This is a genomic window from Umezawaea sp. (genome assembly GCF_057122925.1).
In genome coordinates, this window is record NZ_DBNGPQ010000106.1 from 14,123 (window position 1) to 29,490 (window position 15,368).

Genomic DNA, 15,368 nt, shown 5'->3' on the forward strand with positions numbered 1-15,368 from the left:
GAGGTTCGGACCACCCGCGCGGGCGGGCTCAGCAGTGGACGGACGCGAACAGCCCGATCAGGTCCTCACCCGGCACCCCCTCGCCCACCGGGTTGTACGACAGCGCGGCCACGCGGCCGTCGTCACCGCGGGTGGCGTAGGTGAGGTAGCCGATCAGCTCGCCGCCGTGCCCCCACACCGAACGCCCGCACGGCAGGTCGAAGCGCTGCAACCCCAGCCCGTAGGCGAAGACCGTGCCGGTGTCGACGGTCTCCCGCATGGCGGCCAGCGAGGCCGCCGAGAGCAGCCTGCCGCCGAGCAGGGCGTCGAGGAACCGGGTGAGGTCGTCGGCGGTGGAGATCATCTCCCCGGCCGCCCAGTCCAGCGACGGGTTCATCAGCGTCGCGTCGACCAGCCGCCCGTCCACGGTCGTGTAGCCGCGGGCGTGCGGGTGCGGCAGCCCCGGCCGGTGACCGGGCACGGTGGTGTGGTCCAGGCCCAGCGGCCGGAGCACGCGCGTCCGCACCTCGTCGCCGTAGGGCCGCCCGGTCACCCGTTCGACCAGCATCCCGGCGACGACGTAGTTGGTGTTCGAGTAGTGCCACCCCTCCCCCGGCTCGAAGTACGGCTCCCGCGCCGCGGCCACCGCCAGCAGTTCCTCGGGCCGGTAGCCGCGGAACCGCTCGGCGCCCCGCCACCGGTTGGTCGACCAGCCCTGCTCGTGGGCGTAGTCGTAGAGCCCGCTGGTGTGGTTGAGCACCTGCCGGACCGTCGTCCGGGCGCCGTTCGGCACCCCGTCCACGTACCGGTCGACGGGGTCGTCCAGTCCGACGCGACCCTCGTCCACGAGTTGCAGGACGACGGTCGCGACGAACGTCTTGGTCACGCTGCCGATGCGGAAGTGCCCACCGACCCGCGCCTCGCCCGAGGCGTCCGCCCGGACGCCACCCGAGTCCTCGACGGTGAGCAGCGCACCGGACACCCACCCCCGGTCGACCCACTCGCCCAGCACGGGGAACGCCCCGGACAGGGCCAGAACCGCTGCCACCACACTTTTGATCATCACGCGACCCATGCTGGCGCGGGCCGCGCGGCGCCACCATGAGGTGCGCCGCCCGATCGCACTGCGGAAAACCCCAGCCCCACCGCTACGCGCGGCCCCCGTCCCTGGTCGCGGTGATCAGGACGACCGGCGCGAGGGCGGGGAGCGGCGCGCCGTGGGCGTCCACGACCTCGGCGGAGCCGAACCGGGCGCGCACGGCGTCGAGCGCGTCCGCACCGGTCCAGCGCGCCACCGCCCGGCAGAGCGCCCCAGCGCCCCGGCCACGGGCGACCAGGCGCACGTCAGGGGCGAAGAGCCGCCCACCCGGCCGCAGGGCGCGGTGCGCGGTGTCGACGACGGCCGGGACGTCCTGGGTGGCGCTGATCGAGAACGAGGCGAGCAGGCCTCCGGCTCCGGGTCGACCGCGGTCGCGTCGGCGCACCGGACCTCCACGTTGTCCCGCTCGCGGGCGCGCGGAGAGGCCTTGGCGACCATCTTCGGGCTGTGGTCCGCCCCCAGCACGTGCGCCGTCTGCCGCCCGGACAGCACCCCTCGCCGAGGCCCACCGCTCCGATGCGCGTGGGCAGCACGACCGAGCAGGTCGGACGGCGCGTCGCGGAGGCGTTCGCCGCGCTGCCCGACCCGGACGACCCGCTCCAGCGGGTGCGCGCGCCGCTCGTGCAGACCCTGCCGGTGGACGACGCCGAGCGGGAGGCGAGCGGGCTCCTGGCGCTGACCGACGGCCTCACCGCGCACACCCTCGCGGGCCACCACGACCCCGCCGGGGCCCTGGCGGTGCTCGACGACGCGCTCGACCGCCTCGCGCAGCGGCTACCGGTCGTTCTCCGGGACGTCCATGCCCGGCAGGTGGGGCTCGTCGGCCCCGGCGGTCTCCACCGCGCTGCCCCGGTCGATGACCTCGCTCAGGTAGCGCAGGACGACGGCGACGGTCGCGGCGACCGGCACGGCCAGGAACGCGCCCGCGATGCCGTACAGGCTGCTGCCCGCGGTCACGGCCAGCAGCACGACGGCGGCGTGCAGGCGGAGGCTGCGGGACTGGAGGATCGGTTGCAGGACGTTGCCCTCAAGCTGCTGCACCACCACGACGATCACCAGCAGGATCACCGCGGCCGTGACGCCGTTGCTGACGAGCGCGACCAGGACGGCCAGCGCGCCCGCGATGAACGCGCCGACGATCGGGACGAAGCCGCCCAGGAACGTCAGCGCCGCCAGGGGGATGGCCAGCGGCACGCCGAGGACGACCATCCCGATGCCGATGAGGACGGCGTCGACGAAGCTCACGATCGCCTGGGTGCGGATGAAGTCGCCCAGCGTGGTCCAGACGCGGTCCAGCACGACGGTCAGGTGACCGCCCGCGCGGTCGCCCACCACGCCGCGCAGCCACGGCAGGAACCTCGGGCCGTCCTTGACGAACAGGAACGCCAGCAGGAGCGCGAGGATGCCGGTGACGACGCCGGACGTGACGGTCCCGACGCCGGTGATCAGGCCGTTCGCGATCGAGCCGACGCTGGCCTGCAACTGGTCGGTGCCCTGTTGCAGGAGCTGGTCGAGCTTGCTGTCGGCGAGGTTGAACGGGGGGCCCGCCAGCCAGTCGCGCGCCTGCTGGATGGCGTCGGACGCGCTGCTCGCGATGTCCGGGACGCCGGAGGCGATCGAGACGGAGATCAGCGTCAGGACACCGCCGAGGACGGCCAGTCCGACGAGCAGCACGATCGACGCGGCCAGCGCCGGGGGCGTGCCGCGCGAGCGCAGCCACCTGGCGGGCGGCCAGAGGACGGTGGTGATGAGCAGGCCCAGCAGGACCGGCATGACCACGACCCAGATCCTGCCGATGAGCAGCCACAGCAGGACGACGCCGACCGCGATCAGCGCCAGCCTCGTGCTCCAGCGCGCCGACCACATCAGTCCGTGCCCGATGGCCTCGCCGCGGTCGGTCCAGCGACGGTCTCCTGCGCCCACGTTGCTCGCCCCTCGCCCGGCGACGCGCGCACGCCGCTCGGGTGCAGCCTGCCAGAACCGGTGCGGGCGGGTGACCCGAGCGGGCCTGTCGCCCGAACACCGGGTGCGCGGCTCGACGATCGGCTCAGGGCGACGGAGGCGGTCGCCGACGCCCCACGCGCCGAGCACCCGCCGTTGGTCGGGACGGCCCTGCCCGCGCCGGAGGCGGTGCTGGTGCACGCCGACGGGGCCGAACGGGCGGAGCGCGCCGGTCGGCGGCGTCGGCCGGGCGTCGGAGCGGGGCCGCGCGGCCGGCGACCGGTCCCGGCACGAGGGGCACCGGGGAGAGCGCGGACGACGGCACGACGAGCGCGGGCCCGCCGTCGGGCGCGGGAGCCCGAGTCGGGCGGCGACCGCTCCGCACGGCTCGGCGTCGAAGTCCCGGCCAGCTCCTCCGGCACGATCTCGGCGGGGTCGAGGACGACCCGTCGGGCGTCGAGGATTCCGAACCGCCCCACCGGGTAACCACGGGTATGACCAAGGTGGACCTCGACATCCCGCGACCGCCCGACCAGGTGTTCGCCGCTCTCGCCGACGGCTGGTCCTATGCGGGCTGGGTGGTCGGCGCCACGCACATCCGCGACGTGGACCACGGCTGGCCGGAGGTCGGCACGCGCATCCACCACAGCGTGGGCGCGTGGCCGTTCCAGCTGGAGGACCAGACCGTCGTGCGGTCCGTCGAGCCGGGCCGGTCGCTGGAGCTGCACGCCAAGGCGTGGCCGATGGGCACCGCGCTGATCCGGTTCGACCTGGTGCCCTCGGCGAGCGGCGGCACGCGGGTCACCATGACGGAGAAGGCCGCGACCGGCCCCGGCTCGCTGCTGCCGGAGGCGGTGCAGACCGTCCTCCTCGCCCCTCGCAACCGGGAGACCCTCAAGCGCCTGGCCGACCTGGTCGTGCGCGGCGATCAGCGGTAGACCGCGCGCAGGGCCGCTCCCACCACCGCCCGGTACGCGCCGCCCCCGTGGCCGTGCCGGGCGAGCGCCGCGCGGGCCGCGTTCGCACCGCACGCGCCGTGCACGCCGCCACCGGGGTGGGCGGACGCGCTGGCCAGGTAGAGCCGGTCGACCGGGGTGTCCGCTCGGGACAGTCCCGGTGTCGGCCGGAACACCAGCTGCTGGTGGAGGCCCGCCGTGCCCGCGTTGATCGCGCCGCCGTCCACGTTGCGGTCACGCGCCTCCAGCTCGCCGGGACCGCTCACCGACCGGGAGATCACCAGGTCGCGGAACCCCGGCGCGTGCTTCTCCAGCACCTGCTCCACGCGGTCCGCGCGCCGCCGCAGCCGGTCGGCCGACCACGGTTCGCCGCGCGGCACGTGGGTGTAGGCCCACAGCGACTCGGTGCCCGCGGGCGACCGGGTCGGGTCGGTGGTGGTCATCTGGCCGAGCAGCAGGAACGGGTTGCGCGGCAGCCTGCCGCACGCGAGGTCGTTGGCGAAGTCGGCGAGGCCGTCCAGGTCGGCGCCGAGGTGGACCGTCCCCGCGCGCCTGGCGTCCTCGGAGAGCCACGGGACGGGGCCGGACAGCGCCCAGTCGACCTTGATCGTGGCGTCGTCCCACTCGAACCGGTCCAGGTCGGCCAGCAGCCGCGCGGGGAGGTGGTCGGGGCCGACCAGGCCCAGGTAGAGGGCGGGAGCGGACACGTCGGCGAGCACCGCGCGCCGGGCCCGCACCGCTTCGCCGTCCGCGGTGCGCACGCCGAGCGCCTTCCCGTCCGCCACGACGACCTGCCGCACGGGCCTGCCGCACTCCACCCGCCCGCCGCGGGATTCGAGCCTGCGCACGAGCGCGGCGGACAGCTCGCCCGCACCCCCCTGGGGCACGGGGAAGCCGACGTCCTGGCCGAGCATCGCGAGCAGCCAGCCGAACACCGCGCCCCCGGCCTGGTCCGGACCGAGGTCGGTGTGCAGCGCGTTGCCCGCGAGCAGGAGCTTCGCGCCGTCGCCGTGGAACCGCTCGTCGCCGAACGCGCGCACGGGCTGGGCCGCCATCCGCGCGAACCGCAGCGCGTCGGACGCCCCCAGCTCGCGCAGCAGCCGGGTGCCCGAGCGGACCGGCGGGAACGGCCGCAGCAGCGCCCCGAGGAGGTCGTCGCGGACGCGCCGCCACGCCTCGAACTCCGCCAGCCACGCCGAGGCGTCGCGCTCGTCGAACGAGCCGACCGACTCGGCGGTCCGCCGGGGGTCGCGCGACAGCAGCGCGGAGCGGCCGTCGGGGAACACGTGGGCCAGCACCTCGGGTGCGTGCACCCAGGTCAGGCCGTGGTCGGTCAGGCCGAGGCCGTTCAGCACCGGCGAGGCGACCCCGAGCGGGTAGAAGGCGCTGAACAGGTCGTTGCGGAACCCGGCCGCGGTGATCTCCGCCGTCCGGACCGCCCCGCCGGGGGTGTCGGCGGCCTCCAGGACGAGGACGCTCCAGCCCTCGTCGGCCAGCAGGTTCGCCGCCACGAGACCGTTGGGCCCCGCTCCCACGACGACCGCGTCGTAGTCGTTCACCGCGCCTCCCGGCCTTGGCTCTGGTGTGTCGGTTCGAGCGGGCCCAGCCTGCCCGCGCCGCCGCGGAGCGGTGCGCTGGGGGCCGAGCCGTCGTGGGCGAGGGCGGCGACGAACTGCCGCAGCACAGCACGGGTGTCGTGCTCGGGCCGCCATCCCAGCAGCTCAGCGGCTCGGGCGGTGTCGACGACCGGGGCCTGGTCGGCCAGGCGCAGCCAGCCGGGGTGCAGGGGGACGAGCCCGGTGCGCCACGCCGCCCACGTCAGCGCCCGCAGCACCGGGAGCGGCACCGGCAGCAGACCACCGCCGAGGATCCGCGCCAGGTCACGGGCGTCGAGGACGGGCTCGGCGGCCAGGTTGAACGCCCCGGCCAGGCCGCGGTCCAGCAGGGCGGTGATCGCCGCCGCGACGTCGTCGGCGTGCACGGCCTGCGCCCGCAGGCCGTGCCAGAGCGGGACGGGCAGCAGGCGCCGTCCGAGCAGGCGGGCGGGGAGCAGCGGGCCGAGCGTCCACCGCCGCAACTGCGCCGCCGAGGCGGGCTGGAGCACGCCGCACGGTCGGATCCTGGCGACGGCGATCGTCGGGTGCTCCGCCGTGAACGCGTCGAGCACCGACTCCAGGGCGGCCTTCTGCGCGCTGTAGGCGCTGCCCGGCACGCCCGTCACCGGCCAGGCCTCGCCGACCCGGCGGGTGCGCGGGCCCGGCGCGTACGCGGCGACCGACGACGCGCACACGACCTGCGGCACGCCCGCGTCGGCGACCGCGCGCAGCACCCGTGCGGTGCCGTCGAGGTTGGTGTCGCGCATCGGCCGGTCGTGGCGGTCGGGCTGCACCGCCCACGCGAGGTGCACCACGGCCCGAGCCCCGGCGAACACCTCGCGCAGCAGCGCGTCGGCGGTCGGGGCGGCCAGGTCGCAGCGCACCCAGCGGGCCCGCGCGTACGGCGGCGCGGTCTCGTCCGGCACCCGGCGCGCCACGCCGACCACGTCACCGCCGAGCCGCTCCAGCAGGGCCGTGCCGATGCTCCCGCTCGCCCCCGTCACCACCACGGTCATGCGCGCCGCCGAGCGGGGCGGTCGTGGGGAGCGGCGATCGTCACGGGCTGGCCTCCGGGGTAGGCGGAGTCCGGGGGTTACCCGGTCGGACGGCGTTGACACGTGCACCACGCCCTCGGGACGAACAGGTGTCGCGATTCCACGCGCGGGGTAGTCACCTCGGACACCGAACGACGAACGGAGCACCCGATGCGGATCGCACAACTGGTCGGCGAGCGGGCGGTCGAGACGATCAGGGTGGCGACCCGCGAACACGTCCTCGCCGCCGTGCTGGGCATCCCGCGCCTGCTGCGCCACCGGGCGTGGACCGACGTCGACCCGGAGCAGGGGCAGGGGCTCGGGGTGCTGCTCGTGCCGGGTTTCGGCGCGCACGACCGGTCGCTGGCCCTGACGAGCGCGTGGCTGACGGCGCGCGGGTACCGGCCCGCGGGCGCCCGCCTCGGGTTCACCGTCGGGTGCACCACGGACCTGGTCGACCGGGTGGAGCGGGCGCTGGAACGGCACGTCGCCGCGACCGGTGGACCCGTGGTGCTGCTGGGCCAGAGCCGGGGCGGCATGGTCGCGCGCTTGGCCGCCGTCCGCAGGCCCGACCTGGTGCGCGGCCTGGTGATGCTGGGCAGCCCGGTCGTGGAGCCGCTCGACGCGCAGCGGGACGTCGTCGCCATCGCCCGGCTGCTCACGCGGCTGTCCGCGCTGGGGATCCCCGGCCTGATGGACGGCGACTGCCTGGCGGGCGACTGCTTCAGCGAGAACTTCGCGGCCCTGGGCGCACCGCTGCGGGTGCCCGCCCTGTCGGTCTACTCGCGGTCGGACGGCATCGTGCCGTGGCGGTGCAGCCAGGACCCGCACGCGGACTGCGTGGAGGTGCGGAGCACGCACACCGGCATGGGCTTCGACCCCGACGTCTACACCGCGCTCGACCAGCGGCTGCGGGAGTGGAACCCGGCCCAGCTCCTCGCCGCGGCGTGCTGAGCGCACCGCTCCACAATCGAGAGGGGTTTCCGCCGATCAGCCGCTCTAAACATCTGGCGGACATGATTTTCCCAGGCTGGCCGGAGCGCTCCGAGCAGGTCAGAATTGGTGGATGACGTTCTCCAACGACGCGGCTCGAACGATCTCGGCCGACGGCACGACCGTCCTGCGGGTCGCAGGCGAAATCGACATGTCCAACAGCGACTCGCTGCGCAAGCAGTTCGTGGAAGCCCTGGACGGCGGGGCCAGAAAGCTCGTGCTCGACCTGTCCGAGGTGACGTTCTTCGCGTCGTCGGGCATCGCCGCGCTGGCCCACGCCCGTGAGTACGGCAAGCAGAGCGGGGACAAGCCTGTCCACGTGGTGGCCAGCCGGAGCGTCCGCAGGTCCCTGGAGGCCACGGCGATGGACCGCCTGCTGCCGCTGCACGCGACGCTGGACGAGGCGCTCGCCGCGACGGGCTGACCGGCACGGCCGCCCGCCCCAGCCACCCGCGTCTCCCGCGGCCCACCGGTCCGGGGGCGGCGGTGCTCGCGGGCGCACCGCCCGGACCGCAACCGTGCGGGCGACCTCGCCGGGGCGCGCCATCCGATTCCACTGTGGACGGACAGTCGCCGCGAACCACCTTGTCGGGCCAGTTCCGACCGGATAACGTCCATCACGGGCACGGCGCTCACGAGCGTTCCACCGGCCGGGCAACGGGTGCGGACCCGAACGGCTCGACCGGCCGCGACGAGAGACCGGTGGTGGGCACATGCGGATCGCGATGGTGGCGGCCTCCTGGGAGGTCGACACCGACGAGCGCCGCACCCACATCTCCGAGCTGTCGCAGGGTCTGACGCGCGGCGGCCACCACGTCACCCTCTACACCCGCCGCGATTCGGCGGGCCCGCTCCGGCGGATGCCCCCTCGGCTGGTCCGCGTGCCCGCGGGTCCCGCGGCACGGTTGACCGAGGCGGAACTGCTCCCGCACCTCGACGAGTTCGCGGCCAACCTCGACAAGCACTGGAGCAGGCAGCGCCCGGACGTCGCGCACCTGCACTCGTGGACCTCCGGGTTGGCCGTGCGGGCGCTGGACATCCCCGTGGTGCAGTCGTTCCACGGTCTGCGCGCCACCCGGCAGCGCCCGTCGGCGGGCGTGCGCGGGCTGGTGGAGATCGAACGCCTCGTCGGCCTGGCGGCCGACCACGTCATCGCCACCAACGACGAGGAGCGGACCGCTCTGGCGTTCCTCGGCGTCCCGCGCGAGCGGGTGTCGCTCGCGACGACCGGCGTGGACGTCGACCACTTCACCCCGGACGGCCCCGCCTGGGCGAGGGGCCCCGCGCTCCGGCTGCTCGGCCTCGGCGACGTCGAGCCGCACAGCGGCTTCTACACCACCATCGGCGCGCTCCCCCGCGTCCCGGACGCCGAACTCCTGATCACCGGCAGGATCCGGCACGCCGTGCCGCGCGACGGCCCCGAGGTGGCCAGGCTGCTGAGGCACGCGCGGGAACTCGGCGTCGGCGACCGCGTGCGCTTCACCGGCCCGGTGGGCCGCGCGGAACTGCCCGCGCTGCTGCGCTCGGCGGACGTGGTGGTGCGCGTGCCGTCCCACGACCCCCTCGGCACCCCGGCGCTGAGGGCCATGGCGTGCGGCGTCCCGGTGGTCGCGTCCTCCGTGGGTGCGCTGCGGGACCTCGTGGTGGACCGGACGACCGGCCTGCTGGTGCCCCCGCGAGCGCCGACCGTGCTCGGGCGCGCGCTGCGCGACCTGCTCGCCGACCGGATCCGGCGTGACGTCTACGCCGTCGCGGGAGCGGACCGGGCTCGGGCGGGCTACTCCTGGACCGCGGTCATCGGGCACACCGTGGCCGCCTACCGCAAGGCGATGACCGCCGGGTCGAACCGGCGAGGAGCCAGGACCGACACGAGGTGACCGCGTCAGCCCGCGGAGCGGACGGTCGCCGACGTCTCCAGCGCCCGCAGGGCCGCGGCGGTGTCGGGGTAGACGTCGACGACGGAGTCGACCATCGTCACCCGGAGCGGCCGCAGGACGCAGCTGCGGTCGGAGGCCACCGCGAAGCCGACCCCCGTGCGGGCCGTCCTCTCCAGAGTCTCGACCAGGGTCGCGATGCCGCTGGAGCCGAAGAAGTCGATGTCGGTCAGGTCCAGCACCAGCGCGGACGGCCGGTGCTCCAGCAGCGTTCTGAGGGTTTCCCTGATCGACTCGCACGTCGTCGTGTCGACCTCGCCCGCCACGCAGACGACCGAGATCTCGCCGTGCATCGTGAAGTCGATGGTGATCTGCTCCTCCGGCGACCGGTACTCCCCCACCGCGTGCACTCCTCGACTCGATCGACCAGGCCGGAACCCGCACGGCCGGTGCTGGAGACGCGGAACGGGCCGCACCCCCAAGGTACTCATCCGGCGTTCCCGTGTGCAATCAGTTGGGCCCCGGCGTTCGGGGGACCCGTTGTCCGGCGCGGTGATCAGCGGGCCGCGCACTCCACACCGGCGGGAATCCCCGTCGCGGCGGGGCTGCCGGACCCCCGCCCGGCGGACGGTCGGCACGGGTGAGGCGCGAACGTCACCCGAGCGGCGGGCACCCGAGCGGCGGGCGCACCGCGATCAGCGGACCTGGTGCCGCGCGAGCAGGAGGGTGCCGAGGCCCGTCACCTTCAGCACCCGCTCCAGGAACGGCGGGACCGGGTCGAGCACCACGCTCTTCCCGTGCTTGAGCCCGGCCTTGTACGCCGCGACGAAGATGCTCAGCCCGCTGGAGTCGACGAACGTCAGCCCGCTCACGTCGAGCACCACGTCGGTCTCGACCGCCAGGGTGAGCAGCACGGCCTCGAACTCGCCTGCCGTGGTGAGGGCGACCGCCCCCACCGGCGCGACGACCACGTGCTCGTCGTGGCGTTCGACGGTCCAGGACAACTCGTTCACGATGTGTGTTCCCCTTGCAGGACAAGGCCGTCGGCCCAGTAGCGGACCACGAGGTCGTGCGCGGTCGGGAAGTCGAGCAGCGTCGAGGCGAGCGCGTCGCCGAGTTCGCCCGCCAGCCGGGGGTCGGCGCCCCTGGCCGTGAGCAGGCGGTCGATCCACGCCGCCGTCTCCGAGATCGTGCGCGGGTCGCCGGTGAGCAGCGTCGCCGCCACGGAGTGCAGGGCCTGGTGGAGCACCTCGCCGCAGGCCGCGGAGAACAGCTTGCGCTCCAGCGGGGCGTCCGGGGTCGCCGCCGCGGCGGGCGTCCACCGTCCTCTGAGGACTTCCACCAGGCGGTGGTGGTCGAGTTCCATCGCGGACTGCTCGGTCACGCCCTGCCTGGGCAGCGGCTTCGCCCTGGGCACCACGGCGGGCAGCCCGTCCAGCAGCGCCACGGCGCCGTGGGCGTCCGGTGCCCACGCCGTCGCCCCCAGCGCCAGCGCCCTGGTGGAATCCCGGCCGAACGCCGAACCGCCGACCACGACGGGGATGCCCGCCGTGGTGCTCGCCTCGATGAACCGCCGCGTCGTGGGCAGCGCGCCGAGCACCGAGCAGCTCACGGCGGTGGCGTCCGGACCCACGTCGTGCAGGCACTGGCTGAGCCGGGCCGGTGACGTGCTCGCGCCGAGCAGGACGGTGTTCCAGCCGTGCAGGCGCAGCGCGGTGCCGATGATCAGCGCGGGCAGGGCGTGCCACTCCCGTTCGGCGCACGCGACCACGACCCGGCCCCGCGTGATCGGGACGCGCTCGGCGAAGCGCGCGACGACCTCGGTGGCCGAGACCGCGACGGCCGTGGCGGCGTGCTCCTTGGCGATCGACCACTCGCCGCGCTGCCACCGCTCACCGACCGTCCGCTGACCGGCGGCGATGACGTCGACCAGCACCGCGAGCGGGTCCTCGCCGTCGTCGAGCAGGCCGCGCACCACCGAGGCCGCCGCACGGCCGTCGACGGCCGACAACGCCCGGTCGAACTCGACCGAGCCACCGGACAGCGCACCGGTCACGCGGATCACCCCTCGCAGGACACCGCTAGCAGGGCGATGTCGTCGTGGGCGCGACCGTCCAGGTGTTCGACCACGCTCTGCTCCACGGCTTCGCAGAGCGCCACCGGACCCGCGCCCGCGTAGTCCGGCAGCAGACCGAGCAGCTTGTCCATGCCGTAGAAGCCGTCCGCACCCCTGGCCTCGTCCACGCCGTCGGTGAACATCAGCATGGTGTCACCGGCCTCCATGCGGATCCGCGCCTCGGTGTAGTAGACGTCCGGCACCACGCCGGAGGCGATGCCCGCCACCTCGACCTGGTCCACCGAGCCGTCGGCGTGCAGGACGATCGGGGCCGGGTGGCCCGCCACGGCGATGTCGACCTCCGCGTGGCTGCCGTCCGGGGCCGGGCGGAACCGCGCGCACACCACCGTGACGAAGCGGGAGGAGTCGTTCTCGCACAGCACGCTGTTCAGCGCCTTGAGCACCGCGGCCGGCCTGCGGTCGAAGTAGGCGGCCATGCGGATGCCCTGCCGGGCCCTGCCCGTCAGCACGGCCGCTTCGACGCCCTTGCCGCACACGTCGCCGAGCACCAGCAGCCAGTCGTCGGCCGAGCCGTGGACGTCGTAGAAGTCGCCGCCGATGTCCAGGTGCTCGGCCGCGGGCCGGAAGCGGGCGGAGACGCGGGCACCGGGGATGGTGGGCAGGTCCGGTGGACGCAGGCTGGACTGGAGGATCGAGGTGATCCGGCCGCGCTCCTCGTAGAGCCGGGCCGAGTCCAGCGCGATCGAGGCCTGGCTGGCGATCTGGCCCGCGAGCTCGACGTCGTCCTCGGGGAAGCCCCGGCCCGCGCTGCGGATCATGACCAGCGTGCCGATGGTGCTGCCCCGCGCGGTGAGCGCCAGGCTGAGCACGTCGGCGGGCCGGAGGCCGACCGCCTCGTCGCGCAGCCGCGGGTGCGGGATCATCGTGTCCAGGCCCTCGGTGCTGTCCAGCTCCACCGAGACGTGCAGCAGCTCGTCCTGGCCGGAGCGCAGCACGCGCTCCACGCCCGTGCCCTCGATCAGCGCCCGGGGGATGGCCGTGGCGAAGGTGGGGTCGGCGCCGCCGTGCAGGGTGAGGCCGCTGGCCTCGTCGACCAGCACGACCATCGCCCAGTCCGCGACGCGCGGCGTGACGAGGTCGAGCAGCCGCAGCACGGTGCGCCGCAGGTTGAGGGAGCCGGTCAGCGCGGAGGTGACCTCGCCGAGGAGGTCGACGCGCAACCGCGCTTCGGCCAGCAGTTCGTGCTCGGTCGCGGAACCGGTCCGCACCGCGTTCGCCCCACTGGTGGTCATGACGCCCTCCTCCCGTGAGCAGGCAGCGGTCCTGAGCCTACCGAACGATCGAGGGCCGCAACGGCGGCCACGCGGTTCGGCCGCTGCTCGGCGAGGCCCGGGCGGACGTGAAATCATCTTGATCACATCGACCGGAACGGGGTGGAACAGCACGTGACGGGCGTTGACGGGCCGAGAGCGGCTGACGGGGCGGGGCGGGCACTGGTCGCGTTCGTCGGGGATGACGGGCGGTTCACGCGCCTGGACGGCGCAGGCCGGGAGCTGCTCGGTCTGCCCGCCGACGCCGACGTCACCGCGCTGCGGCTCGACACCCTGCTCACGGGGGCGGGCACCGCCGAGCGCGTGCTGGCCGCCGCGGGCCGTGACCGGGTCTGGGCGGGTGACGTCGTGCTCGACACCGCGGGCGGGCCCGTCGAGGTCTTCCTGGTCTGCACCGCGCACGACGGGGCCTTCACCGTCGTCGCACGGCCCTCGGCCGGGACGAGCGCGGCGTTCACCGCCGACCTCGAGGTCCGGTTGCAGGGCCTGGAGGACGCGGAGGCGATCTTGGAGCTGGCGACCCGCGCGCTCGGCACCCACCTGGGCGTGGACCGCTGCGCGTACGCGCGGACCGAGGCCGACGAGGACCACTTCGTCATGAGCGGCGACCACGCCGCGGGCCTGCCCCACCTCGGCGGGCGGTTCGCGATGTCGCAGTTCGGTTCGGGCTGCCTGCGGGCGATGCGGGCGGGCGAGCCGTGGGTGGTGGACGACTGCGCCGCCGACGACCGGCTGGAACCGGAGGACCTGGCGGTCTACCGCGCGACCGGCATCCGCGCCGTGATCTGCCTGCCCCTGCTCAAGTCCGGCCGGTTCGTCGCCGCCATGGCCGTCCACCAGCAGGTCCCCCGCCGGTGGACGCGGGCGGAGGTCGACCTGGTGGGCGTGGTGGTCAACCGCTGCTGGGAGTCGGTCGAGCGCACCCACGCGGCCCTGGCGCTGCGCGAGAGCGAGCAGCGCTACCGGCTGCTGGTCGAACGCGCCACGGACGCCATCTGGATGGTCGACCGGGATCTGCGGTTCGTGGAGGCGAACCGGGCGGCGTGCGCGCTGTTCGGCCACCGGCGCGAGGACCTGGTCGGCACGTCCGTCACCGACCTCGTCGTCGCCGAGCACGAGCACCGGCTGGCCGAACTCGTCGCGGACCGGCAGACCGCGCAGGTCGTGACGGAGGTGTGGGACGTGCGCCGCGCCGACGGGACTGTGCTGTCGGTGGAGCTGAGCGTGCAGAGCACCCCCGGTGGGCTCCAGGCGATCAGCCGCGACGTCACCGCCCGCCTGCGCGCTGAGGCCGAGCGCGACCTGCTGCTGCGGCAGGAGCACGAGATCGCGCAGGCGTTGCAGCGGAGCCTGCTGCCGCGCGAGCTGCCGGAGCTGGCGCGGCTGGCGGCGTCGGCCAGGTACCTGCCCGCGTCCACGCACGCGCAGACCGGCGGCGACTGGTACGAGGTCCTGCCGCTCGGCGCCGACGTCGTCGCGCTGTCGGTGGGCGACGTCGTGGGCAAGGGCCCGACGGCCGCCGCCGTGATGGGGCAGCTCCGCGGCGCGCTCGCGGGGTACCTGCTGGACGGCCACTCCCCCGCCGCCGCGCTGGATCGCCTGGACGCGTTCGCCCGCCGGACAGCGGGCGCGGCGGGCAGCAGCTGCGCCTGCCTGACCTTCGACGTCGGCACGGGTGAGCTGAGCTGGGCCGCGGCGGGCCACCCCCCGCCGCTGGTCGTGGCGGAGGAGGGCTCGCGGTTCCTGCCCGAGGGCCGCGGCGCGGTGCTGGGCGCGCCGTTCCACGAGCCCTACGAGGAGCAGAAGGCGCTCCTGACGCCGGGGACGTCGATCGTGCTCTACACCGACGGGCTCGTGGAACGGCGGGGCGTCTTGGTCGACGAGGGCCTGGACCTGCTGCTGCGCACGGCTTCCGGCGCGCACGACCTGCCGCCGGAGGACCTGGCGGGGGCCATCACCGACGTGCTGCTGGCCGACGGCCACCACGACGACGTGGCGCTGGTCGTCGTCCGCCACGTCCCGGAACCGCTGCGGGAGCGCGTGCCCGCCGAACCGGCCGAGCTGGGGGCGATGCGCCGCCGGGTGAGCCGGTGGGCGGGCGCGGCCGGGCTGTCGGCCGACCTGCTCGACGACCTCCAGCTCGCGCTGGGCGAGGCCGCGGCGAACGCCGTGGACCACGCCTACCCGCGGGGATCGGGGGACTTCGACTACGAGGTGGCCCGCGAGGGCGGCGGCGGTGTGCACGTCGTCGTCCGCGACCGGGGCACGTGGCGCCCCGAGCCCACCGACAACGGCCACCGCGGCCGGGGGATGCGGATCATCCGGGCGCTGTCCGAGACGGCGTCGTTCGAGCACGGCACGGGCGGCACCACGGTCGACTTCGCGCTCGCGGCCCCGACGGCCACGACCAAGCAGGCACCCGCCGCCCCCGTGGACGTGCCTGCCGGGCTGGCGGTGGACGAGAGCGGTGGTGAGGTCCAGGTCCTCCG

General features: G+C 75.0%; 14 protein-coding genes. 5 read left to right on the forward strand and 9 right to left on the reverse strand.

Features of this window, described 5'->3' with window-relative positions; translation table 11 throughout:
* Nucleotides 1-28: 28 nt before the first annotated feature.
* The 3 genes from AC156L_RS24530 to AC156L_RS24540 all read right to left on the reverse strand — a co-directional run bounded on the left by AC156L_RS24530 (nt 29) and on the right by AC156L_RS24540 (nt 3,001).
* Nucleotides 29-1,030: a serine hydrolase domain-containing protein gene (locus AC156L_RS24530; RefSeq protein WP_330878387.1), complete on the reverse strand. Its 1,002-nt coding sequence runs from the start codon at nt 1,028-1,030 to the stop codon at nt 29-31.
* 97 nt (nt 1,031-1,127) lie between these two features.
* A complete protein-coding gene (locus AC156L_RS24535) occupies nt 1,128-1,463 on the reverse strand; it encodes a hypothetical protein (RefSeq protein WP_330878388.1) in 336 nt (111 codons plus the stop codon).
* A 389-nt stretch (nt 1,464-1,852) separates the two neighbouring features.
* A complete protein-coding gene (locus AC156L_RS24540; protein WP_330878389.1) occupies nt 1,853-3,001 on the reverse strand; it encodes an AI-2E family transporter in 1,149 nt (382 codons plus the stop codon).
* 512 nt (nt 3,002-3,513) lie between these two features.
* Between AC156L_RS24540 and AC156L_RS24545 the strand changes: the two genes are divergently transcribed.
* A complete protein-coding gene (locus tag AC156L_RS24545; RefSeq protein ID WP_330878390.1) occupies nt 3,514-3,957 on the forward strand; it encodes an SRPBCC family protein in 444 nt (147 codons plus the stop codon).
* Here the strand turns inward: AC156L_RS24545 and AC156L_RS24550 are convergent.
* Both AC156L_RS24550 and AC156L_RS24555 read right to left on the reverse strand, forming a co-directional pair.
* Nucleotides 3,948-5,534, reverse strand: a complete 1,587-nt coding sequence (locus AC156L_RS24550) for a phytoene desaturase family protein (RefSeq protein ID WP_330878391.1) — start codon at nt 5,532-5,534, stop codon at nt 3,948-3,950. The two genes, AC156L_RS24545 and AC156L_RS24550, sit on opposite strands and share 10 nt — an antisense overlap.
* Complete coding sequence (locus AC156L_RS24555; RefSeq protein ID WP_330878392.1) at nt 5,531-6,586, reverse strand: NAD-dependent epimerase/dehydratase family protein; 1,056 nt, start codon at nt 6,584-6,586, stop codon at nt 5,531-5,533. The genes AC156L_RS24550 and AC156L_RS24555 overlap by 4 nt, the downstream gene beginning before the upstream one ends.
* Nucleotides 6,587-6,775: 189 nt before the next feature.
* Between AC156L_RS24555 and AC156L_RS24560 the strand changes: the two genes are divergently transcribed.
* From AC156L_RS24560 to AC156L_RS24570, 3 genes are all read left to right on the forward strand, one after another.
* Nucleotides 6,776-7,558, forward strand: coding sequence for an alpha/beta fold hydrolase (locus AC156L_RS24560; protein WP_330878393.1), 783 nt, complete (start codon nt 6,776-6,778; stop codon nt 7,556-7,558).
* A gap of 112 nt (nt 7,559-7,670) precedes the next feature.
* A complete protein-coding gene (locus AC156L_RS24565) occupies nt 7,671-8,021 on the forward strand; it encodes an STAS domain-containing protein (protein WP_330878394.1) in 351 nt (116 codons plus the stop codon).
* A 289-nt stretch (nt 8,022-8,310) separates the two neighbouring features.
* Nucleotides 8,311-9,474 carry a glycosyltransferase gene (locus tag AC156L_RS24570; RefSeq protein WP_330878395.1) on the forward strand — a complete coding sequence of 388 codons (1,164 nt, stop codon included), beginning with the start codon at nt 8,311-8,313 and terminating at the stop codon, nt 9,472-9,474.
* A 5-nt stretch (nt 9,475-9,479) separates the two neighbouring features.
* Here AC156L_RS24570 and AC156L_RS24575 read toward each other — a convergent pair whose 3' ends face one another.
* The 4 genes from AC156L_RS24575 to AC156L_RS24590 all read right to left on the reverse strand — a co-directional run bounded on the left by AC156L_RS24575 (nt 9,480) and on the right by AC156L_RS24590 (nt 12,840).
* Entirely contained in the window at nt 9,480-9,872 is a 393-nt protein-coding gene (locus tag AC156L_RS24575) for an STAS domain-containing protein (RefSeq protein WP_330878396.1), read from the reverse strand.
* Nucleotides 9,873-10,166: 294 nt separating this feature from the next.
* Nucleotides 10,167-10,484: an STAS domain-containing protein gene (locus AC156L_RS24580; protein WP_330878397.1), complete on the reverse strand. Its 318-nt coding sequence runs from the start codon at nt 10,482-10,484 to the stop codon at nt 10,167-10,169.
* Nucleotides 10,481-11,527, reverse strand: a complete 1,047-nt coding sequence (locus AC156L_RS24585; protein WP_330878398.1) for a cobalamin B12-binding domain-containing protein — start codon at nt 11,525-11,527, stop codon at nt 10,481-10,483. The genes AC156L_RS24580 and AC156L_RS24585 overlap by 4 nt, the downstream gene beginning before the upstream one ends.
* A gap of 5 nt (nt 11,528-11,532) precedes the next feature.
* Entirely contained in the window at nt 11,533-12,840 is a 1,308-nt protein-coding gene (locus AC156L_RS24590; protein ID WP_330878399.1) for a PP2C family protein-serine/threonine phosphatase, read from the reverse strand.
* A 153-nt stretch (nt 12,841-12,993) separates the two neighbouring features.
* Between AC156L_RS24590 and AC156L_RS24595 the strand changes: the two genes are divergently transcribed.
* Nucleotides 12,994-15,368: SpoIIE family protein phosphatase (locus tag AC156L_RS24595; RefSeq protein WP_330878400.1), on the forward strand; the 2,375-nt coding region annotated here is incomplete at its 3' end.

Excerpts from the sequence above, each read along its gene's own strand:
- AC156L_RS24565 (WP_330878394.1), top strand. The coding sequence starts at position 7,671 with ATGACGTTCTCCAACGACGCGGCTCGAACGATCTCGGCCGACGGCACG.
- AC156L_RS24570 (WP_330878395.1), top strand. The coding sequence starts at position 8,311 with ATGCGGATCGCGATGGTGGCGGCCTCCTGGGAGGTCGACACCGACGAG.
- AC156L_RS24560 (WP_330878393.1), top strand. The coding sequence starts at position 6,776 with ATGCGGATCGCACAACTGGTCGGCGAGCGGGCGGTCGAGACGATCAGG.
- AC156L_RS24590 (WP_330878399.1), bottom strand. The coding sequence starts at position 12,840 with ATGACCACCAGTGGGGCGAACGCGGTGCGGACCGGTTCCGCGACCGAG.
- AC156L_RS24555 (WP_330878392.1), bottom strand. The coding sequence starts at position 6,586 with ATGACCGTGGTGGTGACGGGGGCGAGCGGGAGCATCGGCACGGCCCTG.
- AC156L_RS24545 (WP_330878390.1), top strand. The coding sequence starts at position 3,514 with ATGACCAAGGTGGACCTCGACATCCCGCGACCGCCCGACCAGGTGTTC.